Annotated in this window: 21 protein-coding genes and 2 pseudogenes; all 23 read right to left on the reverse strand. The window is 56.2% G+C overall.

The window, feature by feature from the left end; all coding sequences use genetic code 11:
* Window positions 1-16: 16 nt before the first annotated feature.
* The 23 genes and pseudogenes from ACMWKK_RS00005 to ACMWKK_RS00115 all read right to left on the reverse strand — a co-directional run bounded on the left by ACMWKK_RS00005 (window position 17) and on the right by ACMWKK_RS00115 (window position 24,098).
* Window positions 17-235, reverse strand: a complete 219-nt coding sequence (locus ACMWKK_RS00005; RefSeq protein ID WP_112780886.1) for a hypothetical protein — start codon at window positions 233-235, stop codon at window positions 17-19.
* A 365-nt stretch (window positions 236-600) separates the two neighbouring features.
* Window positions 601-768 carry an RHS domain-containing protein gene (locus ACMWKK_RS00010; RefSeq protein ID WP_258526878.1) on the reverse strand — a complete coding sequence of 56 codons (168 nt, stop codon included), beginning with the start codon at window positions 766-768 and terminating at the stop codon, window positions 601-603.
* Window positions 769-988: 220 nt separating this feature from the next.
* Window positions 989-1,261, reverse strand: coding sequence for a YciI family protein (locus tag ACMWKK_RS00015; RefSeq protein WP_248051218.1), 273 nt, complete (start codon window positions 1,259-1,261; stop codon window positions 989-991).
* A 121-nt stretch (window positions 1,262-1,382) separates the two neighbouring features.
* Window positions 1,383-1,748, reverse strand: coding sequence for a hypothetical protein (locus ACMWKK_RS00020; RefSeq protein WP_406542725.1), 366 nt, complete (start codon window positions 1,746-1,748; stop codon window positions 1,383-1,385).
* Between the two features lie 498 nt (window positions 1,749-2,246).
* Window positions 2,247-2,729 (reverse strand): hypothetical protein, encoded by a 483-nt coding sequence (locus ACMWKK_RS00025; protein WP_112780882.1) that lies wholly within the window; start codon window positions 2,727-2,729, stop codon window positions 2,247-2,249.
* Complete coding sequence (locus ACMWKK_RS00030; protein ID WP_406542726.1) at window positions 2,726-7,117, reverse strand: RHS repeat-associated core domain-containing protein; 4,392 nt, start codon at window positions 7,115-7,117, stop codon at window positions 2,726-2,728. The genes ACMWKK_RS00025 and ACMWKK_RS00030 overlap by 4 nt, the downstream gene beginning before the upstream one ends.
* 3 nt (window positions 7,118-7,120) lie before the next feature.
* On the reverse strand, window positions 7,121-7,561 hold the full coding sequence (locus ACMWKK_RS00035; protein WP_112780880.1) for a DcrB-related protein: 441 nt from the start codon (window positions 7,559-7,561) through the stop codon (window positions 7,121-7,123).
* Between the two features lie 74 nt (window positions 7,562-7,635).
* Window positions 7,636-8,712 carry a hypothetical protein gene (locus ACMWKK_RS00040; protein WP_112780879.1) on the reverse strand — a complete coding sequence of 359 codons (1,077 nt, stop codon included), beginning with the start codon at window positions 8,710-8,712 and terminating at the stop codon, window positions 7,636-7,638.
* Window positions 8,713-8,715: 3 nt separating this feature from the next.
* A complete protein-coding gene (locus ACMWKK_RS00045; protein WP_258526876.1) occupies window positions 8,716-9,270 on the reverse strand; it encodes a hypothetical protein in 555 nt (184 codons plus the stop codon).
* A gap of 75 nt (window positions 9,271-9,345) precedes the next feature.
* Window positions 9,346-9,843: a hypothetical protein gene (locus ACMWKK_RS00050; RefSeq protein WP_236653127.1), complete on the reverse strand. Its 498-nt coding sequence runs from the start codon at window positions 9,841-9,843 to the stop codon at window positions 9,346-9,348.
* A complete protein-coding gene (locus tag ACMWKK_RS00055) occupies window positions 9,836-11,758 on the reverse strand; it encodes a type VI secretion system Vgr family protein (protein WP_112780877.1) in 1,923 nt (640 codons plus the stop codon). Before ACMWKK_RS00055 ends, ACMWKK_RS00050 begins: the two co-directional genes overlap by 8 nt.
* A gap of 59 nt (window positions 11,759-11,817) precedes the next feature.
* Window positions 11,818-12,255 (reverse strand): hypothetical protein, encoded by a 438-nt coding sequence (locus ACMWKK_RS00060; RefSeq protein ID WP_236653128.1) that lies wholly within the window; start codon window positions 12,253-12,255, stop codon window positions 11,818-11,820.
* Between the two features lie 63 nt (window positions 12,256-12,318).
* Window positions 12,319-12,765 (reverse strand): hypothetical protein, encoded by a 447-nt coding sequence (locus ACMWKK_RS00065; RefSeq protein WP_112780875.1) that lies wholly within the window; start codon window positions 12,763-12,765, stop codon window positions 12,319-12,321.
* Between the two features lie 109 nt (window positions 12,766-12,874).
* A pseudogene (locus tag ACMWKK_RS00070) lies at window positions 12,875-13,024 on the reverse strand (ADP-ribosylglycohydrolase family protein); the annotation flags it as partial.
* Window positions 13,022-13,541, reverse strand: a pseudogene (locus ACMWKK_RS00075) (contractile injection system protein, VgrG/Pvc8 family); the annotation flags it as partial. The pseudogenes ACMWKK_RS00075 and ACMWKK_RS00070, both read right to left, overlap by 3 nt.
* Window positions 13,517-14,278 (reverse strand): ankyrin repeat domain-containing protein, encoded by a 762-nt coding sequence (locus ACMWKK_RS00080; RefSeq protein ID WP_112780925.1) that lies wholly within the window; start codon window positions 14,276-14,278, stop codon window positions 13,517-13,519. The pseudogene ACMWKK_RS00075 and the gene ACMWKK_RS00080, both read right to left, overlap by 25 nt.
* A complete protein-coding gene (locus ACMWKK_RS00085; RefSeq protein ID WP_406542727.1) occupies window positions 14,275-15,693 on the reverse strand; it encodes a phospholipase in 1,419 nt (472 codons plus the stop codon). Before ACMWKK_RS00085 ends, ACMWKK_RS00080 begins: the two co-directional genes overlap by 4 nt.
* A gap of 25 nt (window positions 15,694-15,718) precedes the next feature.
* Window positions 15,719-17,137 (reverse strand): serine/threonine protein kinase, encoded by a 1,419-nt coding sequence (locus ACMWKK_RS00090; RefSeq protein ID WP_112780873.1) that lies wholly within the window; start codon window positions 17,135-17,137, stop codon window positions 15,719-15,721.
* A gap of 24 nt (window positions 17,138-17,161) precedes the next feature.
* Entirely contained in the window at window positions 17,162-19,777 is a 2,616-nt protein-coding gene (tssH, locus tag ACMWKK_RS00095; protein WP_112780872.1) for a type VI secretion system ATPase TssH, read from the reverse strand.
* A 38-nt stretch (window positions 19,778-19,815) separates the two neighbouring features.
* The gene (gene tssG / locus ACMWKK_RS00100) at window positions 19,816-20,859 is read right to left on the reverse strand and encodes a type VI secretion system baseplate subunit TssG (protein WP_112780871.1); all 1,044 of its coding nucleotides are present in this window, start codon (window positions 20,857-20,859) and stop codon (window positions 19,816-19,818) included.
* A complete protein-coding gene (gene tssF / locus ACMWKK_RS00105; protein ID WP_112780870.1) occupies window positions 20,856-22,727 on the reverse strand; it encodes a type VI secretion system baseplate subunit TssF in 1,872 nt (623 codons plus the stop codon). The genes tssG and tssF overlap by 4 nt, the downstream gene beginning before the upstream one ends.
* 2 nt (window positions 22,728-22,729) lie before the next feature.
* Entirely contained in the window at window positions 22,730-23,293 is a 564-nt protein-coding gene (gene tssE, locus ACMWKK_RS00110) for a type VI secretion system baseplate subunit TssE (protein ID WP_032641116.1), read from the reverse strand.
* On the reverse strand, window positions 23,286-24,098 hold the full coding sequence (locus ACMWKK_RS00115) for a type VI secretion system accessory protein TagJ (protein WP_112780869.1): 813 nt from the start codon (window positions 24,096-24,098) through the stop codon (window positions 23,286-23,288). The genes tssE and ACMWKK_RS00115 overlap by 8 nt, the downstream gene beginning before the upstream one ends.
* Window positions 24,099-24,104 lie beyond the last annotated feature (6 nt).

Genomic DNA, 24,104 nt, shown 5'->3' on the forward strand with positions numbered 1-24,104 from the left:
CTATAATATATTACCCTTATGAAAAGAAATGCTTATTTTCTCTTTCTCTAGTCTGAGTGGCCATAATAACCTCATAAGCATCATTTTCACTTTTCTGTGCTTTCAATGCCTCTTCCGGAGTAATTTTCGACTCCTTTTCAATCATAGCAATAGTTCCGGTATCATATCGGATAAAATATTCACCATCTCTTTTGATTATGTCAACACCAAAACCTGTAAAAATAATTTCATTCATTTTTCATTACTCAATTTATTTGTAATTTGTGAAATCAATGCATCCCCGAAAGTGTTTAACCTATTACAATTTCAGTGATGCCTCCCGACGTCTTACAACCAGGAAACAAAAAATCTTTGCCAGTTGTTGATTTAATATTTTATTGCCATACATTGAACAACTGCTTCCATATCTCCTGTTCCTCAGTAGTAGGGACTCTATAATCCTGAGTCTTTCGTCTATATTCCATAAAACATGAATCTATAGCTCGAATAGCTACCATTTGTTCTTTGCGACATCCAGCTAAAATAGATTGCATTTCATGTAGACAATTAGAATCAAGAATATATTTTTGAAAAAACAGTTCCAGGAAATCTAACACGTCATTATAAGATTGTAAATTTATCATGGTTCCTCTGGAAGAATATCAATCTTGTCGAAATTAATAACTCTATTTTCAGTATGGCGCTGTTCACCCCTTCCCAGCGCACCTGCCCTTCAATATCCGTCATCCGCTCCGGCGTGCCGTTCGGCTGGCAGTGGAACCAGAAAATCTCCGGAGCATCAACGCCGTCAGGTTATCAGCAGCCCCTACGTGCGGCTGGTCTTGCGCTGGAGTTCGTGGCGGGTAAAATCGGAGACCGACTACTTATAGAGGAAGGGTGAGTAAGGCACGAAGGAGCAGACAATTCTTGCGGAAGGGATGGGATGGACTACATCGTAAAAGATGGCGATGTGATGAACTTATTATTTAATGTTTGATTTTTTACGGAATCAAAACACATTTCCCAGGGATTCTTTCTTAACTCTAGGGTTTAAAGGAATGATTTCAGCAGTCGCAAGCTTAAAAGTCTGAAAAGGATCCTCGCGTAAGCGCTCTTCAAGAGAGGCAAGACTTTCACACTGAGCGAGAATGGTGCCACCGTTTCTTGGGATCCGTCTTCCGGACGTCAGGAAAATCCCCTCTGCATCCCCCTTTTTAAGCCACTCAACATAAGCAGGTATCGCTGTTTCGATTTCTTCGCGTGGTTTTATATAGGGCAAAATGACAAATTAAACCGTGCTCATCTTTTCCCTCTCAGCTCTGTTTTTTAAACCGCTTGTCGGAACTGCTTATGCAGCCCTCTTTTGCCACCGGTTATTGTGATCGTTTTTGGCGCTTTTGATGTTAATACGCAGGGCCCGATAGAGACAACGCGTTACGCTTCATATCCCAGGAGTAAAACCAATCATGCCATCCGTTTTGCTTTTCCGCATAGCTACAGACCACAACCACTTCCTTTGACAGGTTGAAAGTTAAGTAATAGAAAGCTGCGCCTTCAGGAGGTGCTGACCAAAATAGGTTTTCTCCCTGCGCATTGAAGATGGTCAAAACGGTTGGTAATGGCTTTGGCTCGCTTAGCGCAAAGACTAACTGGCGTGTCGAGTCGACCATTGCATAGTCTAAAAATGGCATACTAACCAGTATGTTACGTTCACCACATACCCATTGAAGCAGGTCATTTTCTTTAATACAAATGAGATTTTTAATCATTGGTAAATCTCAACTTTTAAAGTTTGAACTGTTTCAAATCACCGTCAAAAAGCCCCACAAGATATACCCGGTATCGGGCTGGCTGCACTTCTTTATACGTTAATACAGTAGAAAACTCCTTTAAACACTTTGAACATGTGTTTTTCGAAACATATAAATGGCTTTCATCGTAGATATACTTCTTATGTTCACTAACAAATTTCACACATCTCATTTTCTTAACCAAAAAGCATTTTACTTCTTCAGCTAGCATGTCAAACTCATATGAGTTTACGATAGAATAGACTATTACTCCTTCGCATTCAGGGCATGCTATTTCCTTTCCATACTCTATAAGATCATTGTCAATGCCATCAAGGACTAATAACTTCTTTTTAAGTCGATTAGTTATTTTCATTTTCTGTATAACTTTTAACTTCAATAATGACAAGTAAGATTAAAAGTAAATGGATGAGGTTATTAGTCAATAACTTAATTTAGCCAAGCTTTGGTGATTGATTATATTGAATTCCAAACTATATATAAACCATGGCTGAATGACTTTGTCTCATACGAGACAGAAATTCGGCCCCATTCATAATCCCATCTAATCATTTCTGTTTCCGTAATGTCAGGAACCCCTAAATTCAGAGAAAGGCTTAGCCAATCAGACAAGCTTTTCACTGCGTTATTTAGCATGTTAATATTAGTTCTCGCATCCCAGTCCTTTAGGGATTTATAATATTCACTATCCTTATTGACAAGATGAACCATAAAAGGAAAACCAAAACATATTGGCCGTATGCTAATTTCAAATTCTTTATCACAAAAAAACACCGAATCAATAAGATAGTGATAAGGCATGTATTTCTTTACAGCATTAAACGTATTTAGTTTGTGATAAAGATTACTGTCGCAAAATCCTTCTTCAGTATCAATATCTAAAGTTAGATCATCGAAAGTTAGCTTTCCCGTTTTCGGATTAAAATTTAAGTTTATCATATATCTATAATCTTTCCTGGGGTTAAAAGATGTCTCGATTCCTCTGGGATAAAGAACTGAAGTCCTCCCCCATCTCCATACAACTTATTGGCTGCCGCTCTACCGTAAGCAACATCTATGTCTTCGCTTACATAGAAAGCCCTTAATTTCGTACGTACAGGCCATCGAGGATCTAATTTTACCTGTAACGCTTGATGATAACCCAAAGGATCGCCTCTATATTGATTGACTGTTGGGAATGTCACAGTATATGAGGGTTGTTGATTCCCATTCGGGTAAAGAGCATAAAGAATTGTACCTTTTTTCAGCTTCCTATTCTTATAAACATCAATACCGGGATAATCATCATTTCCAGGGCCTTGCCACTTCGTTGCTTCTTTAGATGGATCCTTACATTTACGGCTCAACCCCCACGGATCCACCCACCCCAGCGCATTCGGCGCATGCTGGTAAAGATTTATCCCTCCCGCCAGCCCTATCGGGTCCTGCTGCGTAAACCGCCCGCAGTCCGGATCGTAATACCGGAACAGATTGTAGTGCAGCCCTGTCTCACGGTCCAGGTATTGCCCCTGCATGCGCAGGTTCTGAGAATAGCCTGATACCTGCGTCTCGCTTTCCCGCAGCAGCTTGCCCCAGGCGCTGTTCACCCCTTCCCAGCGCACCTGCCCTTCGATATCCGTCATCCGCTCCGGCGTGCCGTTCGGCTGGCAGTGGAACCAGAAAATCTCCGGAGCATCCACGCCGTCAATACGCGCCAGCGGGTCGTAGCTGTCCTGATCGCTGTAAACGTAGGTGAGCGGCACATCTCCGTGCACCTCCTGCAGCAGGCGGAACCCTTCCCAGACAAACCGGGTGGTGACCGCCCTGCCCGTTGGATGTCCGCCCAGCATCTGGCGGCGCGTTTTGCTGATGCGCCGCCCGAGCGGATCGTAGCGGAAGCTGACCTGCATCTGCGGCTTATTGCGGTCCCGCGGCTGGCTGATGACCTCCGTCAGGCGATGTTCGCCATCGTAGCGGTAGTGCCAGCGGGTCTGGCCGTTATCCTTCTCCACGGTGCGACCGTGGATGTCATAGCGCCAGCGAATGCCGTTAAGCTGCGTCAGGCGGTTGTGCGTGACCTTCTCAACAGATCCTTCGAGCGGGTTACCGGCAGCGTCCCAGCGCCACTGCTCCTGTCCGGGCAGCGTGCCGTCCTGAACCAGCAGGCGCCCGGCGCTATCGTACTGCCAGCGGTACCAGCTGAACGGGTTATCGTCCCGCTCTTCACGCACCAGGTTATTGCGGTAGTCGTAATCCCAGCGGCGGGACCAGCGGCGCGGCGACGGGCGCTGGGCATTGCCGGTAAAGACGTCCCGGCGGTGCAGGCGGCCAAGACGGTCGTACTCGCTGCGGGTGGTCAGCAGCCCCTGAGTGCGGCTGGTCTCCCGATGGAGTTCGTCCCGGGTAAAGTCGGACACCGACAGCTTATCGAGAGCAATGCTGAGCAGATGCCCGCTGCCGTAGTAGAACTGCTTCAGCTCGCGACCGTCGGGCAGCGTGACGGAGGTGCGGTTGCCCAGCGCGTCGTACTGCCACGCCAGCTCGCCGTGCTCGCCCGCCTCGCGCGTGACGCGACCGAGCGCGTCATACTCAAAGGCGAGCTCCTGCTCTGCCTCGGTACTCCAGGCATCTGCTGCAAGCGCAGGATGCAGCCCAATCCGGCTTAAAAGCCCGGACGGCGTGTAATGGTAGCGGGTCTGCCCTTCCGGCGTGGTGCGGGCGACCAGCTGGCCGCTCGCGCTCCAGGCGAAGGCGTGGGTGATGGCCTCCGGATGACCGGCGGCAAAGGTGCGCGCAATCGTGCGTCCGCAGGCATCGTAGCGATACTGCGAGGCTACGCCATCGAGCCCCACCTCTTCCAGCAGCAGCGAATCTGGCCCCCAGCGGAACCGGTACGCTTCGCCGTTTTCGTTTTCCAGGGCGATCAGACGCCCGCGGCTGTCCCAGCGGCGACGCACCTCTTCGCCCTGGGTATTACGGGTGGCGGTTAAGCGCCCCGCCTCGTCGTAGCGGAACTCGCTCTCTTTCCCGTCGGCACCCGCATGCTTCATCGGCAGACCGCGTTCGTTCCATTTGAGCGACTCCGTCCAGCCTTCCGGGCGATCGAGCTGCACCGGACGTCCTGCGGCGTCGTAGCGATAGCGCGTCTCTTCACCGTCGGCGCTCACCTCGGCCACCAGCCAGCCCAGCGGGTGATAGCGGTAGCGGGTAATACGTCCGGAACAGTCCGTCGAACGAACAATCTGCCCGGCTTCGTTGTACTCCTGGTAGCGGCTGTTGCCTGCGGCATCGACCTCTTCAACGACCTGGCCGAACTCGTCCCGGCGCAGCTGCGTCGTCTGCCCCATCGGGTCCACCACGCGCTTCAGCCCGTGATGTTCGTCGTACCAGAACCGGGTGGCGCTGCCGTCGGCTTCGATAATCGCCGCCGGAAGCGCGCGGTGCTCCAGCCAGGTGGTGGTGCGGGTATTGCCGTCGGCATCGATCTCCTGCACCCGGTTGCCCATCTCGTCGTAGACAAAGATGACGGCGTGGCCGAGCGGATCGATGCGACGCGTCAGAAGCTCGTTGTCGTCCCATTCGTAGCACCAGTTTTCACCGCGCTCGTCTACGTAGCGGACGATCAGATTCTGCGCGTTCCAGTAGTGGCGGCGCGTCTGACCATCGTAGTGCTCGACGGTCGTCAGCCCGGCGGCTAAATCGTAGCTAAAGCGGCAGCCGTCGCCGGTGCTGGTGCGGTTTTCCACCACGCGCCAGTGGTCGAATTTTTGCCAGCGGTATTCGCTCTCCAGCCCGCCCGGCATCCGGTGCCAGACCATCAGGCCGTGGTCGTTGTAGCGGTATTCACGCGTCACCACGCCGGAGGCGTCCGTCGCGATCGCCAGCTGGCCGCGCGCGTCGTAGCCCCACTGCATTAGCGGCCATGTCTGGTCGCCGTCAAAATGGCTGGCCGCGGTCACGCGCAGCGGGAAGCGTTCATCGTCATAGCGCAGGGTGACGTCGATGGCCCGCGGCTCGTCGTGAAGACCGACCAGCCTGCCGTGCTCGTCCCACGCCGTCAGCAGCGCGTTGCCGTATTCATCGCTGAGGGAGGCCAGACGCAGGATAGAAGGATTCATGCGGGTCGGTTTGTACAGACGCCACACCGCACCGTCATCGTCGGCAATCGCTAGGTCGCCGTTCTCATTGCGGCGGATAATGATGCCTTCGCTGATGCTGTAAAACGCGTGGTCGACAGGCGGCAGCTCGAAGCTCAGCTCGCGCCCGGTTTCATCGAACCAGGTCGCAGTGTTATCTTCCAGCGCCAGATAGCTGTCAAAGGTGGTTGCCCAGCCCAGACCAAACAGCCCTTCGCGGGTGGTCAAGCTGTTATAGCTTCGCTGCCAGCGAAGCGGGAAGCGCCCCGGCAGCGAGAAGTCGAGCTCGTCGTCATCGTTCAGCACCTTCACGCCGGTGGCGGCGTGGACCGGGTGCGAGGAGCCAAACACGGCATTCACCGCCATGTCGGCCAGCATCCCGCCGCCGGCCGCCGCTAGCGCGCAGGGCATGTTTTTCAGGATCTTGCCCGGACGCCCGCGCAGCAGGGAGAGCGCGATCATTCCCAGCGCCAGACCCGGCGTTTTACCGCTTTTGATATCCCGGACCGTGAGCGTGTCCCCGCCGATGATCACGTTCGGGGAGACGTCGTCGGAAACGGTGCCTTCGCAGGTGGTGCGATCTTTCGCGCGCACCGCGGGCTGCCCGTTGATAAAGACGCTTTTGGAGCCTTCCGCCAGATACTGCGGCCCGGAGTGCTTTTCACACGCCACCTTGTCTTCTTCCAGCGGCGAGGTCCCCGCGGCGGCAGAGGCCACGCTAGGCTGCCACATTTCGCTGCCAAACTGTCCGGCGGCGGAAAGCAGCATGCCCGCGTAATCGGCAAAGCTGCCGGGCGACTGGGGCTCAGGTGAAGGCGTATCAGCAGGCGTCAGCGTGCCTGCCGCGCGTGCGGCGGGGATTGCGTTGGTGAGAACGTTATTCGAGCCGGTGGTGATTTTTCCCGCCGGCGACGGTGGGAAAATCGCATTGCCTAACCCTTCCGCAGCGTTGCTGATATCGTCGGTGATCCCCGCCACGTTCGCCAGCACGCCGCCAATGATGCCGCTTAACAGACAGCTGGATCCAATTGCCGCCACGCCTGCAGCTGCTGCCCCCGCCCCCAGCAATGGCGCCGCGACGGTAGCGGCCGCGCCCACCGCCGCGCCGATCACCGCATAGGCGGCACCTTCCGCCACGATGCTGGTGATGTCAGCAAAAATGCTGGAGTGAATAATCTCGTCGCCCTTACGGGCCGCGTTGTTATCGCTCATGCCTTACACATTCCGGTTGTCGTTTAGCGTCAGACTCTGCTTAAGCGCGCTCCAGCGCACCTCGTCCTCTTCGGTGAATGCTCTGAGCGCCGAGAGGGTAAAAATCATTAATACCGGTTTGCCCGGCGTCTGTACGGCCAGCTGTTTTTGCCACAGGCGCTGCCCGTTGCGGTCGAAAGTGGTCTCAACTTCCAGCCCGTTCGTTTTTCCGTCAGGCCCGGCTTTTACGCTCCGGAATTCGCTCTGGGCAATCTCACCCATCTGCGGACGCAGCACGTCCCACTGGCGGTGGAACTCTTGTTCGTAGTCGCTACCATCGGGGATCGCGCCGCGGCTGACCACCACGGACAGCCCGCTTTCGTCATCGCGAATAATGTTCATGCTGTTATCCTGCCAGACAGCAGGAAAGAGGGAAAACGAACCTTCCTGGAGGGTGTATTTCATAAGTGAACTCGGGATGATTAATATTGAGAAAAATAATTTAGGCCAATCCAAACTGGCCTTTGTCTGGCTTTATATTATTTAAGCCATTGACCGGATTGTTCGACTAAAACACGGTTGCCCTTGCTGACAACCAGTTTCACAGGTGCATACGTCACGGTATAAGCGATCTCGCCATTCTTGTACGTTGAACCGATTATTTTACCTGCGGAGTCGCGTAACGTTTTTCCCTTTAAGGAGATCGTACTGTTATCGCTTTTGCGCACGCCGAGATAAACCATCGCGTCACATTCGCTCTCGAAACGCCCGCACCTGTTTATCAACGAAATATCGAACTTTTCGGTGTCCAGTTTTCTGAATTCCGCGTTTTGAACCGAAGGGGCTTTACGTAACGTATAACGCAGCGGAGCATAATAATTACCTTTTTGAGGAGGAGTCACTAAGCGCCATTCCATTTCACTCCCTTTTATTTCCAGAACAGCCCGTCCGCCGACGCCGCCAAACGATGAGTTGAACTCAACGTTGGCACGATTGCCTGCGATCGTACCGGTAAGATTACGCTCATCATCTTCCGGGCAATCTATGCGGTTTCCTCTCTGGGAGATATAGCAATAAGACCCGGTGATACGGTTGCCTGATTCAGCTAAACGCAGGGTTAACGTCGAGTCGTCCCCGAATTCGCCAGACCACTCACCGTCAAACGCGATACCTGACAGGCTGTTCGTTGCAAAATGCATCGCCTTGAATCTGGCGGCCCACTGCTTAATATCGGCATTTATAACCGGGCTATTATCAGATGACCGATATTGTATAACGTCCGATTCCGGAACCACCCAGGCCGCAAAGATTTTACCGTCAGGATTGATGACCAGCGCTGACGCATTCTCCTGATAAAGATCCTTTAGCCAGCCTTCAACAAACAATCCGCCACCTGCGGTGCTATGCGGTTCACCGAAGACATCAAAGTTAGCAATAAAGGTCTGGTAATGGTTTCCCAGCGTTTTCCTGAGAATGTCAGCCACTTCGCCGTCATTAACGATGCGACTTACCGTATCGAGCTTATTGTATTGCGATAACTCAAGCGCCGATGACGTTTCAACGACGCCTGTCAATAAAGCGGTTAACAATACAGCTGCCAGATATTTTTTGGTCATAAATCACTCTGAAGAACCATTATCGTAATTCATCGTTATTTTGATAACGTTGCCGCCTTTCATCTCAAAAGAGAGCAACTTTTTCCCCAATCCGTAGGTAATCCACTCTTCCCCGGCATCATTGTCGACCTGACCGGTACCGTATGCGCTGTTCAGTTCCCTTCTCGTTGAACCCACATGGACACCGCGTGGTGTTGGGATAGCTTCGGCAGTCAGCGTAATCTGCGACACGATATACTCATCAACGCTTCTTTCCGCTTTATCCCACCAGAGATTGGAAGTGAATAGGCTTACTCCGGCCTTTTGATGCTGGAAGAATTTATAGTGGACTCCATCAAAAGGAACCTCACCGGTAAAACTGCCATCCACCGGCACGTTAATTTTACGGGCAATATCAGGAGTCCATCTGTCACCCAAGGCGACAGGCTGGTCTTTGATCTGCACGGAAAAATCCTGTTTAGTCAGAATGGATGGCTTACCTTGAGCGAAAACCACATTGCTGCCAGGACAGGTAAACATCAGGGCCGAACAAAGAAATATTGGCGTATGTTTTTTCACGTTAATCGTCATTTATTAAATGTGTATGGGCATTATCACCCTGAAGAAACCGCCAGGACATGAGTGCAGTATTTCTTAGTCGGCGCTAATGACGACTGAACCCAGACAGCGAGGATTTTTCACGGTGAAACTGAAGCTCACTTTTTGTCCATTCATATCTTTTCGGGCTGTATAGCTGGTCACTTCGTTCTCCGAACGGCCGCGCGGATAATCAGTTAACTTCAGCTGCGGATAGCGCTTTTTAACGGTATCAAGCGTTATGCATTGACCTAAGGAAGGTGAGAAATTCAGTAAAGGCGCCATGCCATCGTTTTGTTTGCTTAAACGTAACCCAATTGCGGTTATGTTCGTTCCATCAGCGAGTTTGATATCGTCGGCATTGTAGAAATTGATATATTCATTTTGCCTGGTCATCTTAAACGATAACGGCGCGTTACTAAGGGTTGTAACGGATAACGTCTTAAGCGATGCACTCATCCCGGAAATAAACGTCCAAAGATCCTTTTTCTGCGCATCTCCTCCAGCCATTCCCGTCGTTAGTAACGCGATAAGCACCGCACCTGCTTTACTCATCTTTGGCCGGAAATTTTGCCTGCACCGCCGCATCAATATCCCCTTTATGCCCCGATCCCGGTGCCGTTGTGCCCGGCTTGGTTCCCGAGGTATTCAGATGCAGCTTACCGCCCGTGGTGATATAACCATCCCCTTCCACGAAGAAGTTAAACTCTTTGCCAATCAGGTTAATCTTGCCGTTAGCGTTGAGTTCAATGGCGCTCTCACCGGAGACCAGCCGCAGCTTCGTCCCGGATGCAATGACATACTGCTCTACCGCCGCATCCAGCTTGCCTTTCCCCGTCAGGATCTCGGTGCCACCTTTCACGGCCTGGGTCTGGTTTGCTTCCACACGATGCAGCTCGTTTTTCTTCACGTAATGGCTGCGCTCGCCGCCGACGCTGTGCGTTTCATCATTTTTAACGCTGGTATCCATGTTACGCTCGGCCTGGATCCACACCTGCTCTGCGCCCGCTTTATCCTCAAAGCGCAGGGCGTTGGCGTTATCGACTGAACCGTCTTTCGTGCGGCTCATAAACCCCATCTGCGTCGCCGCTGCCGGCAGCGCCCACGGCGGCATGCTTGCGTCGTTGTACACGCGGCCGGTGATAATCGGACGGTCCGGGTCGCCGTTGATAAAGTCCACCACCACCTCGTCGCCGACGCGCGGGATTTGCACCCCGCCGTAGCCCTGGCCCGCCCACGCGCTCGACACCCGCACCCAGCAGGAGCTCGTGTCATCTCCCTTCGCCAGGCGGTCCCAGTGGAACTTCACCTTCACGCGACCGTATTTGTCCGTCCAGATACTCTCGCCCTTTGGCCCCACCACCTTCGCGGTTTGCGGGCCGTAGGTGCGCGGCCACGACGTGCTCTGCGCAGGGCGATAAGAGACCGACGCCGGGATGACCGTAAAATCGGTGCGGTGAATGGTTTCACCCTCGCCGCTCGCGTAGCGGTTCTCTTCGAAGTGGTAGCCCGCCGCCGTCACCAGATACTCGCCGTTGTCGCTGAAGAACGGGGCGTTGGTCAGCGTGAAGGTGTGCCCCGGCGCTATCCCCGCCGCCGTGGCGGTGGCCTGAATCTGCTGGTGCTCAACCTGCCAGCGCTCCTGGCGGATGCGGGCGTAGAACTCCGCATGTCCGGTCTCCACAAAGCGTCCCGGCCAGTCGTACACGTCGATGCTGCCCGGCTTCGGCGACGCCGGGTTCTGCTGGGCCTGGAACAGCCACGCGTTCGGCTTGCGGAAGTCATAGTCGTCGAGGCTGTAAATCCCCGGCGTCACGCTGTCCTCCAGCGCCCACTGGCTGATGCCCTCTTCGTCCGTACTGCCGCCCGACGGCGTCTGGTGGTAAGGAATAACCTCATAGCCGCTGAACGGCTGATGCTGCGTGGCGGCATCGCTGAGCACCAGGGTGTGCTTATCCGCCTCATGGCGGAAGTGGTAGGCAATCCCCTCCAGCTCCATCAGGCGGCTGATGAAGTCCAGGCTCGACTCCTGATACTGCACGCAGTAGTCCCACACCCGGTAGCTGCCGGTGAGCTTATCCTCAACGTTGACCTGATGCTCACCGAGCAGGGTTTTCACAATCTGCGGCACCGTCTGGCCCTGGAAGATACGCAGGTTACGGTCGCGCTTCATCGGCCACAGGTCCGGCTCTACCGTCAGCTGGTACACCGCATAGCGTGTGCCCGTCAGCTCAACGGCGCTCACCGCCACGCGCGTGACTTTGCCGTTGATGTAGCGGGGAGTCAGCAGGTTCTGCGTCGGGATGGTCACCGTGACCGGCTGGCCCAGCAGCTTACTGCGGTCGATGCGCGCGTCCGTGCCGAGCACGGTCAGCGTCAGCGCGAACGACTCGGACATCGCCTCGCGGCCCGTCAGTTTCCAGAACAGAAGCCCCTCCACCGGGAGCTGAACGGTAATTCGGTTGAGCATAATCTTTATTCCACTATGGACTAATTTCGGTGTTCATTGAGATATTTTTTAAATCGTGCTTATTTAAGCCATAAACCTGAAAACATAAGGACGCTACCCAGGGAAACTACGCTTTTAGCAACGATAAGTAAGCCTGGCGCAACGACGCGTGTTATAGACGATATTGCTTCATAATTTTCAGCATTGTATTTTTTGTGCCCCCCTATAATTTCCGAAAAGATAGTGCAGAGCAGCACAACGGTAACTTTTAGGCCCCATACGCACAGGAAAGACATGGAAAAAATAATCGAATATTGTTTCGCCGTTGCAACGGAGAATAATGAGATTGACTGAGCGAGCCATTTCAACGTAAAACCAATAACAACCGTTGCCGCTAGCACCAGAACGAACATCAACCCAGCAAGGAACCATTGTTTTTTACTGAATAAGTCTTTTCCATTCCAGATAAGTGCTAGTGTCCAAATCATAAAAATAGTAAAGAAAAACAAATGCACCATAATATTCCGCATTTACTTATTTTCATATCCTGGCATTGCTGACATCTAACTAATCTCTTTATATCAGCCTGTACTGCCAAACCAGATGCCATAGAGCATCAAGATACAGCCTAACGAGGCGAGACATTTTGCTACCAGGTTTAATTTGGCCCCGTACCGGGCAGACAGAGTCGATAGTTTTAAATACATTTCTTTGGTATTACACCGTTTATGAAATCGCATAATACTCTCGAAAATAGCATTCAACATCGCAACAAAAAATTTCGACAGTAGCATTGCCATAAGGGATGCCGGTAATATTAATGCTATCGCACGTGCGCTTTCTCTGTCCAGTAACGGGGTTAATTTTGATACGCCAACTAAAATGACTGTCAATGCAAGCGCACCAACCAACACTGAAATTAATTTAATTCGAAAGTCTCGCCACTCTTTTAGGGTGTAAAGTTCTTTACCGTTCCAGATATAGACTAAAGCGATGAGTATAAAAATTATAAAGCCAGTCCATTTCATTATTTCATCTTTTATTCATGCTTTTTTGCCAGAGTAAAAAAAACAGCCGCTGCTTTTCTTCAGATTTATGACATGGATATCCTTCCATGCCATAGGAGATAAACAATGACTAAGCGATGTCTTCAGGAGCCCTGTCGAATAACTCACCTGCCATTGTGGCGATAAGTTCGTGTTGTACGTGTTTATCTTTCCACCCCTGCGGGATACGGGAACAATCATATAATGCTCCCGCGATTTGTCCCGCCGTCGCCGCAACGCTGAAGAACGGGGCGTTGGTCAGCATGAAGGTGTGACCGGGCGCTATCCCCGCCGCCGTGGCGGTGGCCTGAATCTGCTGATGCTCAACCTGCCAGCGCTCCTGGCGGATGCGGGCGTAGAACTCCGCATGTCCGGAGCAGGGTTTTCACAATCTGCGGCACCGTCTGGCCCTGGAAGATACGCAGGTTACGGTCGCGCTTCATCGGCCACATGTGCGGCTCCACTGTCAGCTGGTACACCGCATAGCGCGTGCCCGTCAGCTCAACGGCGCTCACCGCCACGCGCGTGACTTTGCCGTTGATGTAGCGGGAGGTGAGCAGGTTCTGCGTCGGGATGGTCACCGTGACCGGCTGGCCCAGCAGCTTACTGCGGTCAATGCGCGCGTCCGTGCCGAGCACGGTCAGCGTCAGCGCGAACGACTCGGACATCGCCTCACGGCCAGAGAGTTTCCAGAAAAGCAGCCCCTCCCTGCGAGAGGGCAAAGATGCCAGCCTCACTTTACCGGCGAAGGAGGCCATTTACCGCCATGCTGAATAAGCGCGTCTTTAATTTCAGTGAGTTTTCGATATTCTTCGCTGCCCTCATTCGCCCGGTTCAGATACCGCTGCAGCTGATTGGCCATTGTCCAGCCATTTTCCGCCTTGAGCTCTGCGTTGGCCCCACGCTCCAGCAAAAGCAGAACATGATCGTAAGAGTGAAGATCCAGCGCGGCGATCGGCAACGTATTACCCAGTGAATTGGTAATATTGATATCCGCTCCCCCGTCAAGCATCGCCTGCAGCGTATCGGTGTTTTTAGCTTCCAGAGTTTCGAAGATAATCGGCTCTCCAAACGTTTTATCCCTGGCATCCGGCGATAATCCGCCCTCCAGCATCGCCTTTATCCAGACGCCACTGTCCGCTTTCAGCACATATTCAGCCGGACTACTCTCTCCATTAGGCCTTGGCTGCAGCGGATCTGCCCCCGCTTTGACCAGCGCGGTAATAATCTTTAACTGATCGGGTGTTTTCTTATCGTTAATTGAGTTCATCACCGCCCAAAACAGCAGCGTCATGTCCTCTTTACCGGGCGTGTTAAGGTCCGTTTGTGAAGCTAACTGGGTTACCTCATTCACCTCACCGGCTTCAATGGCACGCGCTAAGGTGAGCTGTTGTCCGCTGAAGTAGTTGTCTGGTTTTAAATCCATATTTTGCTTGCACCCCTGAACCATAAACATTAAACAAAGCGCTATCCAGCCAGTAATCAATGATTTCACGCGCGACTCCCGATGATTGCGATGTCTTCATCCTTCTGTTGCTCAATACACTTAATCGCCTGATCGATACCATGGCGATCCAGAGCGCCTCCCGTTCCACCCGGAAGGTCGTGTGCGATTCCGGCTGCGTTCGGCATGACGGCAGAAAGCTCTTCTTTGGCTATCAGTGCCGGTATGTGTCCTTTTACCGTTTTTAAATCTTCCCAAAGGTTAACTTCCTGAATTTTTGTCAGCAATTCACCTTCAACACGGTAGGCCTGAATATTTTCTGTACTGCCCAGCAGGCTGCCGCCGTATTTCTCTACGGTACCTGGATGCAGACCGGCCGCGTTGAAGGTCCATCCCGGCATACCGCTGGCCATCGCCGTAGCAGAGGCTAATCCGCCCCCCAGAGAGTGACCCGCTATGTCCACTTGTTGACCGGATTTAAAGAGTTGTTCACCGAGCCCCACCGCTCTTTTGTAGTAATCTGACGCCATGCCTAGCCCCTGGGCACCGTTATTTTTCCAGTCAGCCATGTTTTTCATGGGGAAGAATTCAGGCTGCCGCGATCCTCTGAACACGAGCGTTGGATTCATATCGCGACCAAACACCTCAGGATCGGGTTGATATACGCGGGCCAGAAAATCAGGTGAAGCTGTATTGTCGAATAACGCTTTGCGGTTTAGCCCAAGTTTCTTCAGCGCGGCGGCATCATTACTGATATCCGTCCACCCCTCCGGCACGCCCGGCGTCGTTTCCTGCGGGTTCACGGTTTTATAAACATTTTCCGCAAGCTTCGCTTTCTCAACCGCAATATTATTCGCCGCGAGTCGTTTAGCCGCGATCTGCGCGTCCGGGTAGAGACTGTTGCTGCCCTTAGCAATCAGGTCCTTACGGGCCTGCCAGCGTTCAGCTTTGGTCATATTTTGCAGCTGAGCCGCATAGGTTTTACCGTCTTTGCCCGGCGTCGGCTGGTCAGGCACCTGTACCGCCCTGGATTTCACCACCTGCGTTGGCAGCTCGGTTGGCGCAGGGCGGGAACCATAGGTGCGCACCATCGTTTCGTAACGATCGACGATAGTGCTCACAGGGTACCAGCCCAGTCCGCTGAGCGAGGCGGCCTGCAGCCGCCCCTTTGCATTGATATAAAAGATTTCCGTTACCGAGGACCAGCTGCGGAAGCTCTCGTCAATCGCAACGATTCTGCCCATATCGAGATCCTGAGCAATCAGCTTGCGCGTATCGCGCCCGGACTGGTAGGGATTCGCACCGGTGATGGATCGCAGCAGATCGTAGCGCGTGAACAACGAGCGCAGCGAATGGTCTGGCACCGACATAATCCACTGCCCGGCGACGGACGGGCGGATAATTTTCGCAAAAAGCGCAGGCGCAACGTTCTCGCTGAAAAGATAGACAAACTTGATGTTATACATTCGCTCCGTCCTGTACCGACCTGACTTACGGATTCACCAGCCAGGTGCCCGGCTTAGCGATATCCAGCGTCTGGCCGCGCGTTCTTCCGTTGCCCTGCAGTTCAATCTTCACCTCACCGGCCGGCAGCTTGAGCGAGGCATAGCCGTTAGCTCCCGGGCGCAGCGCTTTTGGCTCGCCGTTCACCTTCAGCGTTTCGCCATCGAGGATCCGGATATACACCAACGCAACAGGGCTCGCGGCAGGCGGTGGCGTCTGCTGTGCCGTTGCCGGCTCGCTCACCTTCGCCGTCTCTGGCTTCACGTCCGGCGCGTTCGCGGCGGTTTCCGTTGGACGCGTCTCTGTCGGTGCCTGCGCAGCCTGCTCAGGCGCGTCACTACCGCCGCTGAACAGCATCGCCCCGGCAACAACGCCCACCAGCACGCCTGCGGCTACCAGGCCTGGGATTTTGTAGCGACGCCAGTCGAGGAACGACGTCGGCTTTTCGTCTTCGACCGGTACCAGCATCGTGCCGGGCTTTTTCGCGGTCAGCACATCGTTGATGCCCGCGACCGGCATCTCGATCAGCGCGGCGAACTCGTCGATGGACTGCGGACGGTCCTCCATGTGCAGCGCCAGCGCGCGGTCGATGGCCTGCAGCAGCGGAATGGAATAGCCCTGCGGCATGATTTCCACCAGCGGTTTGCAGGTGTCCTGAATAGAGCGCACCACGCTGACCGGTGGCGGAGAGCCTACGATCAGGGTACGCAGGACGGCACCGAGAGCGTAAATATCCGTCCACGGGCCCTGCTCGCTTTCGTTGTCGTCGGTGTACTGCTCGATCGGCGCAAAGCCCGGGCGCAGCATGGTTTCCGTTTCGTCGGAAAGGTTGCCGATGGTGCGGCGCGCGGAGCCGAAATCGAGCAGCACCGGCAGGCCGTTATCCTGGATCTGGATGTTATCCAGGGAGATGTCGCGGTGCAGGTAGCCTTCGTCGTGGATGGTCTTGATTGCGCCAAACAGCATCGGCAGCGTGCGGCGGATCCAGGCTTCGTTGATAAGCTCCGGCTTTTCTTCGCGCAGGCGCGACAGCGTGGTGCCGCTGTAAAACAGCGTCCCCATGTAGGCCGTATCGTTTTGCACCCAGAAACGCAGGACGTGCAGCAGGTTCGGGTGGTTAAAGCGCGCCAGCAGACGCGCTTCCTGAATAAAGCTGTTCAGGCCTGCGGAGAACGCTTTGCCAAAGCGCTCGCTGCGCAGAACCAGGGTCATGTCGTCACCGCGCACGGCGAGCGAAGAAGGCATAAATTCTTTGATAGCGATAGTGCGTTCGAGCTGGTGATCCCACGCGCGATAGACGATGCCAAAACCGCCGCCGCCGATCACCTTTTTGATTTCAAACTCGTTGAAGCGGTACCCGACCGGGAGCGCGTTTGGGACAGTCCGATTGTTATCATTATCCGTCATCTTTTACAGTTCTCTTGATGATTATTACGCGGCAAACTGACAGTGAAACTCGCCCTGCTCGCAGGTGACGTGCAGACGTCGGTACTGCTCGTCGCTGCGGCTGGCGGTAAGTAAGATCTGGCTCATCTGTGGCAGCAGGGTGTTGGTCAGAATAGCATCCACCATACGGCCTCCGGACTCCACCTCGGTACAGCGCTGAACAATCTGTTCCACCACGCTGTCGTCAAACTCAGAAATAATGCTGTGATTCTCTTCCAGACGACGCTGGATGCGTCTGAGCTGCAGGCGAACAATCTGCCCCAGCATCTCGTCGCTCAGCGGGTAGTACGGCACTACCAGCAGGCGTCCCAGCAGCGCCGGTGGGAACACTTCCAGCAGCGGCTGGCGCAGGGCGCCGCTTAACGCGTCAGGTTCCGGCATCAGCTCAGGGTCGGCGCACATGGCGCTAATCAGCTCGGTGCCAACGTTGGACGTCAGAATAATAATGGTGTTGCGGAAATCAATGTGGCGCCCCTCGCCGTCTTCCATCCAGCCCTTATCAAAGACCTGGAAGAAGATCTCGTGGACGTCCGGGTGCGCTTTTTCAATTTCGTCCAGCAGTACCACGCTGTAAGGGCGGCGGCGCACGGCCTCGGTCAACACGCCGCCTTCACCATACCCTACGTACCCCGGCGGCGCACCTTTTAAGGTGGAGACGGTGTGCGCTTCCTGGAACTCGCTCATGTTGATGGTGATGACGTTCTGCTCGCCGCCGTACAGGGATTCGGCGAGCGCCAGCGCGGTTTCGGTTTTACCCACCCCGGACGGGCCGCAGAGCATAAAGACGCCCACCGGCTTGTTGGGATCGTCGAGCTTCGCCCGCGAGGTTTTCACGCGGCGGGCAATGAGATCCAGACCGTGACGCTGGCCAATCACGCGCTGGTTCAGCGTGTCGGCAAGGTTAAGCACCGCGTCGATCTCGTTTTTCACCATCCGGCCCAGCGGAATACCCGTCCAGTCAGAGACCACCGCGGCAACCACGTTTTCATCGACCGCCGCAAACAGCAGCGGTTCATCACCCTGTAAGGCGTTCAGCGCCTGCTGCCGTTCCGCCAGCTGGCCGCGCAGCCCGGAGCTCTCTTCATCGCCCGCCGCGAACAGCGCCGCGCGCAGGCGAATAATCTCCTGCACCAGGCCGCGCTCTTCTTCCCAGCGCTGGGCCAGGGCTTCGCGTTTTGTTTCATACGCCTCGCGCTCGCCGCGCAAAGCCCTCACGCGTTCGGCCTCCCCCGCGCCCACGCGCGCTTCGCGTTCCGCAATCTCGATTTCCACGTCGAGCGCCGCAAGATGGCGCAGGCAGTCTTCCAGCTGCGCAGGCGGCGCGCTCTGGCTGACCGCCACGCGGGCGCAGGCGGTGTCGAGCAGCGCTACGGCTTTATCCGGCAGCTGACGCGCCGGAATGTAGCGATGCGACAGCTTCACCGCCGCGCTGACCGCTTCATCGAGCAGCAGTACCTGGTGGTGGATCTCCAGCGGCGATACGGTGCTGCGCAGCATCAGAATAGCCTTCGCTTCGTCCGGCTCGTGAACCTGCACCGTCTGGAAGCGACGGGTCAGCGCCGGATCTTTCTCGATGTACTTTTTGTATTCCGCCCAGGTGGTGGCGCCGATGGTGCGCAGCTGGCCGCGCGCCAGCGCTGGCTTCAGCAGGTTCGCCGCATCGCCGGTCCCCTGCTGGCCGCCTGCGCCAATCAGGGTGTGGATCTCATCGATAAACAGAATAATCGGCGTGGCGCTGGACTGCACCTCGTTAATAAGCGCCTGCAGACGGGCTTCAAACTCGCCCTTCATGCCCGCGCCTGCCTGCAGCATGCCGATATCCAGCAGCCACAGCTGAATATGTTGCAGCGGCTCCGGGACGTCACCGTCGGCGATGCGCAGCGCCAGCCCTTCTACCACCGCCGTTTTCCCGACCCCGGCTTCACCGGTCAGCAGCGGGTTGTTCTGGCGGCGACGCATCAGAATATCCACCATCTGGCGGATCTCCTCGTCGCGCCCGACAACCGGGTCAATCTTCCCTTCACGGGCGCGGGCGGTCAGGTCCTGGCCGTACTGGGCCAGCGTCCCCTGCGCGGCAGGTACCGCACCCGCCGGTGCGTCGACGGCGGCAGCGGCCTGCTGGGTCTCTTTGCTGTTGGCGCAGATAGTATCGAACTGCTCGATCAGCACCTCGACGTTAAGACGGGTGAACTGCGCCGAAATGCTTTTCAGCACGTTGGCCAGGTTCCAGGTTTTCAGCAGGCCGATCAGCAGATGGCCGCCGCGAATACGGCTGACGCCAAACTTCAGCGAGCCATAGACCCAGGCGCGCTCTACGGCGCTGTCGATATGTTCGGAGAGATCGGAAACGGAGCTCGCCCCGCGCGGCAGCGCATCCAGCGCGGCCACGATATCGCGCGTCAGCTGCTGCTCGTCGAGGGCAAAGTGGCGGATGACCTGCTGCAGATCGCCCTCCTGCTGCTGCATCAGCTGATGCAGCCAGTGCACCAGCTCAACGTACGGGTTACCGCGCAGCTTGCAGAACGCAGTCGCGCTTTCCAGAGAGGTAAATAACAGCGTATCCAGTTTGCCGAAAAGCACGGCACGGCTAATTTCTGACATGTTAGTTTCCATTAACAATGATTCGGTATACGGAAGGATTACCGCTCTGCGCGATACACCAGATCGCCCCGCGGGACAGGCTGCGGCTGAAGACCCAGCCAGGTGTTATAGCCTAATCGCCCGGCGCTGCCGAGCGCGGTGCCCTGCACCGCGTCTTCACGCAGGATCACCCGCGTTTCCCATTCAAACTCTACTCCGGCGTACTGACGCACCCAGTCGCGAAGCTCCGTGACCCACGCTTCTCCCGGCAGAAAGCGGTTGTACTCCTCCGCGCTCAGCGGGCCAATCTCAATGCGGAACTTGTGCTGCACGTCGCGGACGGCGACGCCGAGAAAGGCGGACTCACCCATGCGCGGCATGCGGCGTCCTGCGCCAAGCTGCGCCTGCTCGCGCGTGGAGAGCGGCATCCACTGCGGCACGTTGCTGACCAGCCTGACCGGCGCCTTAAAATAGCTGCGCAGGATCTTCTCCAGCCCCTCCGGATCCCGCCCGTGGCGCGTCAGGTGCCCGGCGTGGGTAAAGCGCGCGTGCGCGCTCAGGCTGCCCTTGTCCATCTGCCCCGGCTGGCCCATGCCAATCAGCGATGCCAGGTACCCCTCAAAGCGCTTGTTATCAGCGCGATCCAGGGAGACGGTGGGCTGCGCGTCCGCCCAGGCGCGGTAAAACAGCAGCGCCAGACGGTGATGGAACAGATCGGCAAACGCGCTGAGGCTGGAGTCCTGATGATGATGAATACGCTCGCGGGCGTATTCGGTCATGTGGACCGGCAGCGGGCCGTTCGGGCCAAACAGGCCGAAGCTGAGGATAGACACCTCGTGCAGCCCGCTCCCTTCCCGCAGGCGGACGTCGGCCAGCGTCGACGGCGCAAAGCTCATCGACGGCTGCTGGCCGATGCGCAGCGGCTCAAACTTCGGCAGCGGCGCGCGCCCCAGCGGGTAGCGCTCGCCGCCCTGGGCATCAATGCGCCTCAATAGCTGAAACAGATCGTAGCGCCAGGGCGTCTGGCGGACCCCGTTCCAGAACGCTTCCGGCAGCTTTGTCAGGCGATGCACGCGCAGCGGTGCAGTAGCGGCGTCACTCATATCAGCGCCCTTTTACCCATGCGCGACGCCCAGTAGCCAATCTCGCCGCGCTGCTGACTTTTTAGGGTGAACTCCGTAAAGCTGTTGATGGAGACCAGACGGGCAAAGAGACGCTCCATCACGCTGCCAAAGAGCCACGGGCTGGCGCCGGAAAAGGCACGCTCGTCTACCGTCAGGGTAATGCCTATCCCGCGGGCGAAAACCACCGGGCCGGGTTCTGGCACGCGGCGGTGAACCGGCTCCAGCACGCAGTGGCGCACGCCGTCGACCTGACGCGCAACGGGCGTTTCGGCCAGGTTGGCGTATAGCCCTAACAGCTGACGCAGGGCGGCTGCGCCCTCTTCGTTTTCGCTGTCCATCAGGCTGAGGTAGTTCATCTGCAGCTGGCTGATCAGCCGCCAGGTGCTGAACCCTTCGGCCAGCGCCGGGCGCGGCGGCGTCGGGCCTTTGCGCAGGGTAAGAGATTTCACCGGCATGGAGTCGGCCACAATGAACTGCCCGAGCTCCTGCTGCAGCATTAGCGGCAGGTCGCGGCTGGTGCAGAGCACGTCGGCAGAGATATAGCGCAGGTTTTCCTGCCAGGGGGCGTGCTGTTCATCCACCAGCGAGACAAAGACCTCCGAGCCGATGTAACCGGTACGGGTGCCGTAGCGCAGGGCGTGCTCGGACAGCACGCGCTGTTCACGACGCAGGGAGAAATAGGCCCCGTAGTTGCCCGCATCGCCGCTCCAGGTGCTCCAGAAAGGGCGAAACGTCTGGTCATCGCGCTGGCCGTCCGCGCTGCCATGGATTTTTTTTACCGCATAGATTTCATAATCCAGCGGACGGATGTTATCGACCACCAGATGGTATTCATGCTGGCCTTCGTTCAGCTTCTGACGCGCCGCGACCTTTGGGAACAGGTTGATGACCGGCGTGCAGTGCAGCGCCAGGTGGCTGGCATCGACCACGCGCTCCAGCTGTTCATCCGACTTGTCCAGCAGGATGAAGATGTCGAAGGCTTTCTCACCTTCACAGCGCTGGATCAGCGTGCTCAGGCCGCTGAGGCTAATGAACCGGAATCGGGCCGGAAACGCAAAGTACTCCTGCAGCAGGCGATAGCCGTCAAAGTTGCGCAGATCGTCCGGAAGCAGCGCCTGGTCAGGCTCAAAGCCCTCCTGGCGCAGCGCGTCCGACGCCAGCAGCTGTCGCTGCGGCTGCTGGCTGACCGTCTGGCAGACGATCCCGGCGTGGTGCTCCATCACCAGCTCGAGCAGCTTCAGCGCTTCAATATCCGGACCGGCGAGGAAAAATTCCAGACGGTCGAAATCCAGGTGCCCGAGATTTTGCGGACCGTCGCAGGCGATGCGGATCCGCAGGGCGCTGCCGATCCCACGCTGGCTCAGGCCCAGCTGCGCGAGCGGCAGATCGGCGGGCACGCCGCCCAGCTCGACCTTGTCGATCTTCAGCGGCAGCAGGTTAACCTCGTGCGCCGTGGTATAGCTGCAGGTGACGCCGGTTTTTTTCAGCGCCAGGCTGTCCATCATGGTACCGCGCGGCACGATGAAGCCCTTGCTCAGGTCGCCCCGACTGCTGTCGGGCGCAATCTCCGCGATGGCCATCGACGGCGTGGGCGCGAGATAGTTCGGCGCAATCATCTCCAGCAGACGCTGGGAGAAGCGCGGAAACTCCGCGTCCATTTTCATCTGCACGCGGGAGGTCAGAAACGCGAACCCTTCCATCAGGCGTTCGGTATACGGGTCCGCCACGTCGATACCGCGCATGCCCAGCCGTCCGGCGACTTTAGGATAGCGTTCGGCAAACTCGGCCCCCATTTCGCGCAGGTAGGCCAGCTCACGGTTGTAGTATTCGAGCAGTTTACTTTCCATGATTACCCCGCATCTTTCAGTTCAAAATGGCCGTTTTCCAGATCGACATCGGTACGAAACAGAAACTCCAGCGGGTAAGGCACGCACCACAAACGCCCTTTGATCTCGATGGAGAGCACGTTGTGCAGATCCAGCGAGGAGGTATCCGATACGCAGCGGACCTGCAGCCCCTGCGGCAAAATGCGCGGTTCAAAATTGATGATGGCCTCGGTGAGCTTGCGCTGAATGTCGTGCCATTCGATGTCCGACATTCTTTTCCCGGCCAGCGGCGCGACGCCGAAGTTAACTACCGAGCGGCTCACGTGCGGCAAGGCGCTCAAATCGCCGGAGGCATCGTGATTGATGGTGTTAAACAGCCACTGCAGATCCCGCAGAACGCTGCGGCGCAGGGCGGCGTGGGTGATCAGATTGCTGTTGACCGACTCGCGCTTTTTTTCCGGGTCGTTATCGGTGAGGCGATCGAGCAGCGAGGGCTGCATTTTGTCGCGCGCCCCCACCTTTTCCTGCTTGCTGCGGGCTTGCCAGCCGCTGCGCAGCAGATCGCCTTCGCCAGCGGGATTACTCATCGGCGTCATCCGTCGCAAACGTTACGAGCCCTAACGACAGCAGCGGGCTTTCGCTCTGCTCGCTTAGCCAGGCCTTCTGGCCCATGCCTGTGTATAGGGTGCCGTCTTCATCGAGCGGCTGCCAGTCGGTGGTGCGGCCCAGCTTGACCGCATCCGGGGCATCGGCTGCAAATGGATAACGCGCCGGGATCTGGCACACCTGCTCCGTCCCGTCGGTCAGGCGCACCAGCGCGTGACGCCAGACCAGATCGGTCACGCTGGCAGGCGCCTGGAAACGGATCTCCGCGATGGCGTTAAACGGCAGCCAGAAATAGCGGCCGTTGACGAGGGTTTCGCACACCGGGCCGAGACGGGCATCGCCGTCCATCAGCCACTCAAAGGCCTGCGTCTCCTCGCTTTCGAGGGTGATGTGGCCGGGGGTAGCCTGCGCCTGTTCAAGAGCTTCCAGACGCAACGCCTGCGCGCGCTCTCCCTCTTCGCCAAGCGCCGCGGCCAGCGTCGTCAGCCACGGCCACTGGGTTTCAGGCATGGCCGGACGCGCCTGTCCCGCCATCACCCGCGCGCGCTGCAGCTCGCCCTGAATGGATTGCTCCAGCAGCGTGACGGTGGGTTTCGCCTGCGGCTTCAGCGCCAGCCAGCTTTTCAGCTGGGTCAGCGCGCGGGTCCAGTTGCCGCTGAGAATTAAAAACTGCACGAACGCGGCGCGAAGATCGGCATCCGCCGGTCGGGCTTTGATGTCAGCTTCAAGGCGCGCCAGCGCGTCGCTGAGCGACTCACCCGCCAGGTGTTGATAGAGCGTATTCATCGCCAC

The sequence above is a fragment of the Enterobacter sp. 01-M-03-SI-ECC genome, from assembly GCF_047530215.1.
Lineage (GTDB): Bacteria > Pseudomonadota > Gammaproteobacteria > Enterobacterales > Enterobacteriaceae > Enterobacter > Enterobacter chengduensis.

Bases quoted from the DNA above. Each gene is read 5' to 3' on its own strand.
- ACMWKK_RS00005 (WP_112780886.1), bottom strand. From the start codon at position 235: ATGAATGAAATTATTTTTACAGGTTTTGGTGTTGACATAATCAAAAGA.
- ACMWKK_RS00020 (WP_406542725.1), bottom strand. From the start codon at position 1,748: ATGATTAAAAATCTCATTTGTATTAAAGAAAATGACCTGCTTCAATGG.
- ACMWKK_RS00025 (WP_112780882.1), bottom strand. From the start codon at position 2,729: ATGATAAACTTAAATTTTAATCCGAAAACGGGAAAGCTAACTTTCGAT.
- ACMWKK_RS00030 (WP_406542726.1), bottom strand. From the start codon at position 7,117: ATGAGCGATAACAACGCGGCCCGTAAGGGCGACGAGATTATTCACTCC.
- ACMWKK_RS00035 (WP_112780880.1), bottom strand. From the start codon at position 7,561: ATGAAATACACCCTCCAGGAAGGTTCGTTTTCCCTCTTTCCTGCTGTC.
- ACMWKK_RS00040 (WP_112780879.1), bottom strand. From the start codon at position 8,712: ATGACCAAAAAATATCTGGCAGCTGTATTGTTAACCGCTTTATTGACA.
- ACMWKK_RS00050 (WP_236653127.1), bottom strand. From the start codon at position 9,843: ATGAGTAAAGCAGGTGCGGTGCTTATCGCGTTACTAACGACGGGAATG.
- ACMWKK_RS00055 (WP_112780877.1), bottom strand. From the start codon at position 11,758: ATGCTCAACCGAATTACCGTTCAGCTCCCGGTGGAGGGGCTTCTGTTC.
- ACMWKK_RS00060 (WP_236653128.1), bottom strand. From the start codon at position 12,255: ATGGTGCATTTGTTTTTCTTTACTATTTTTATGATTTGGACACTAGCA.
- ACMWKK_RS00065 (WP_112780875.1), bottom strand. From the start codon at position 12,765: ATGAAATGGACTGGCTTTATAATTTTTATACTCATCGCTTTAGTCTAT.
- ACMWKK_RS00085 (WP_406542727.1), bottom strand. From the start codon at position 15,693: ATGTATAACATCAAGTTTGTCTATCTTTTCAGCGAGAACGTTGCGCCT.
- ACMWKK_RS00090 (WP_112780873.1), bottom strand. From the start codon at position 17,137: ATGACGGATAATGATAACAATCGGACTGTCCCAAACGCGCTCCCGGTC.
- tssH (WP_112780872.1), bottom strand. From the start codon at position 19,777: ATGTCAGAAATTAGCCGTGCCGTGCTTTTCGGCAAACTGGATACGCTG.
- tssG (WP_112780871.1), bottom strand. From the start codon at position 20,859: ATGAGTGACGCCGCTACTGCACCGCTGCGCGTGCATCGCCTGACAAAG.
- tssF (WP_112780870.1), bottom strand. From the start codon at position 22,727: ATGGAAAGTAAACTGCTCGAATACTACAACCGTGAGCTGGCCTACCTG.
- tssE (WP_032641116.1), bottom strand. From the start codon at position 23,293: ATGAGTAATCCCGCTGGCGAAGGCGATCTGCTGCGCAGCGGCTGGCAA.
- ACMWKK_RS00115 (WP_112780869.1), bottom strand. From the start codon at position 24,098: ATGAATACGCTCTATCAACACCTGGCGGGTGAGTCGCTCAGCGACGCG.